Source organism: Chromobacterium sp. FG89, assembly GCF_057808735.1.
In genome coordinates this window covers 1-2184 of record NZ_JBMDIQ010000062.1, presented here as the reverse complement: position 1 = coordinate 2184, position 2184 = coordinate 1, and the positions used below count along the sequence as shown (strand labels likewise).

At 63.2% G+C, this 2184-nt stretch carries 5 protein-coding genes; all 5 read right to left on the bottom strand.

Going from position 1 to position 2184, the window contains the following annotated elements:
* Positions 1-220, bottom strand: a 220-nt coding sequence (locus ACODRW_RS24235; RefSeq protein WP_488906911.1) for a hypothetical protein, incomplete at its 3' end; no start/stop codon positions are given.
* Positions 217-660: a RusA family crossover junction endodeoxyribonuclease gene (locus tag ACODRW_RS24230; RefSeq protein ID WP_166451985.1), complete on the bottom strand. Its 444-nt coding sequence runs from the start codon at positions 658-660 to the stop codon at positions 217-219. The genes ACODRW_RS24235 and ACODRW_RS24230, both read right to left, overlap by 4 nt.
* Complete coding sequence (locus ACODRW_RS24225; protein WP_488906910.1) at positions 657-878, bottom strand: hypothetical protein; 222 nt, start codon at positions 876-878, stop codon at positions 657-659. Before ACODRW_RS24225 ends, ACODRW_RS24230 begins: the two co-directional genes overlap by 4 nt.
* Positions 875-1708 (bottom strand): hypothetical protein, encoded by an 834-nt coding sequence (locus tag ACODRW_RS24220; protein ID WP_488906909.1) that lies wholly within the window; start codon positions 1706-1708, stop codon positions 875-877. The genes ACODRW_RS24225 and ACODRW_RS24220 overlap by 4 nt, the downstream gene beginning before the upstream one ends.
* Positions 1698-2105, bottom strand: a complete 408-nt coding sequence (locus tag ACODRW_RS24215; protein ID WP_488906908.1) for a hypothetical protein — start codon at positions 2103-2105, stop codon at positions 1698-1700. The genes ACODRW_RS24220 and ACODRW_RS24215 overlap by 11 nt, the downstream gene beginning before the upstream one ends.
* Between the last annotated feature and the right edge of the window lie 79 nt (positions 2106-2184).

The window sequence follows — 2184 nt, the reverse complement described above, 5'->3', positions numbered from 1 at the left end:
GCGGCAGCCGGTTGATCTTGGCCATCACCATCGCGCTTTGCGCCTTCAGGTCGCAGGGCGTCAATCCCTCGAACGCCGGCGATGTGTCCTCGCCGAATTTCTGCACCTTCACCATGCTGACGGTTTCGATCTGAAACGCCCAGCCGACCAGCGCGCGGATAGTTGAGAACTGCATATCGCCCTCGATTTCGTTTTGGTTTTGTTTGGTCATCACGGTCATGCGGCGAACAGCGCGCCCTGTATTTCCTGCACCTGCACGACAACCCCAGGCGTCTCGCCATAGCGCTTACGGACGACGATGTCGCAGGCCTGGACGTCGTCGGCCCACACGATGCCGTTCATGCCGTCGAACAGCGCTTTGACCACGTTGTCGGCGTCGGGCTTTTTGGTGGGCAGCACCTGGCCGGCGAGGGCGGCAGCCTGTTTTTTCTTGCTCCAGCTCGCGGGGATCGGGAGCGTGATCAGCATGCGGACGTCAGCGGGGCCGGTGAGCGGTGCGCGGCCGGCCATGGCTTGCTGGGCGGCAAGCGCGACCATTCCCTCGTAGCTCGCGGTCTTCTCCGGCGTGTACATCCGGGCAAACTTGCCGCCGCGGGTGGAGACCTTGGGGCGCCCTTTTCCAACTGGCGCGCCGGGGACGGTAAAGCGGATCGGGGTCATGGCTTTGCTCTCCTCTCGCAGTTCTTGCACCTGTCGGCACCTTCCGCCTGGATCAAGCCGACCGCAGGCGTCTCCATGGCGAACATCCCGCAGGAGGATTTAATCAATCCGTCGCCGCATCTGATCCAGCGGTGCGCCAGGCTGCCGCGGAAGGGCATGAAAGCCCATGCGGTCTTCTGGGACTCAGGGATGCGGCCAACCCAAATGCCGTACTTCATGCCGCGTCCTCCATGTTGGTTTTCGTCAGGAACGGCACAAGGGACTCGGGGACAGGCTTGCGCGAGTCTCGGATCGCTTCGGCCGCCATACGCTTGCCATGCATCCCGCCCTTGTAGACGCCTCGCGCGGTCTCGTCCGCGATGGCGTATGCCCATTCGAGCTTGCGCACGTTGTCACTCGGAAAGCGCATGACTCGCGCTGCCCGCTTGACCTGTGCGATCTGCACTTCGGCCTCTTCGCGTGTCATCTTCGGCGCCGGCAAGGCCACGTCGTCGCTCACATCGGGAATGTCGCCAATGTGGTGCTGATTCGAATCCAGAGCGGCGAGCCAGCGGCCGCGCATGCTGCGGTAGTCGCTGTGCAGCAGATCGTTGCCAAGGGACGCGGCAGCCCAGAACAGCGACGAGCTCGGCCAGTTTTGCGGCTGGCGTGCACGGCGTTTCCCCATCTCGGCCTGGGCGCGGTAGAACAGGGCTTCCGGGTCTTGGCTGGCGCCGTCAGTGCCCTTGCAGCCACGGATGAACTCGTCACAGCTCGGCGGGTACTGATGGTGGGCCAGCAGGCCGCGCTTGATCTGGTCGGGCGTGATCTGCGCCAGGCCAAGCTCTTCTGCCCAGACCTTTTTCGCTTCCTCGAGGCCAGAGTCAACGGCGAAGTCCATACTGTCGATCGGGTTCGGGGCCTTGCCTGTGCGTTGATCGACGATGATGCCGCTGCGGAATTTTTCCGTGAACTGGGCTCCGAATCGGCCGGAGAGCCGGCGGAAAATCTCATCCACCCAGCGCAGCGGGATGCTGCCTGCGGCGTTCAGGATCAGGTCAGGGTGCATGCTGGATCACCTCTCCGTGGATTTCTCGCTCGATCGGGTATGGGTCGCGCGGTGGTGGGCTGAGGGCTGAGCAGAGGGCGGCCTGCTTGGCGGTGGTGCTGGTGGTGGACTTCTGCGCAGCCAGTACCTTGGCGTCGGTGACGCGCTGCCGGTCGGCGTTCATCTGGCTCTGGTCCAGCAACCACTTGCGGAACTGGGCCTGCCATGCGGCTTCGTCGTCGCGGAGCGTTTTCGCGGCTTGGTGGTAGGCGATGAAGCGATCCGTTTCGAAGTCGCTGTCGATTCCGAGCTCCCCGGCTTTCAGGCGGCCAGTCCTGTCGGGGGAGAAGTTTGCAGGAACGGGGATGCCGCCGCGGTTGTGACCAGGTGTGCGCGTCTCTCTCACTACGGAAGACACGCTAGTGTCTGTAGTAGTGGGTTTAGGTGAAGGTGATGGTCTGCCGTTTCGTTGAGGGTCTCGTTGATCGTTCGTTGAA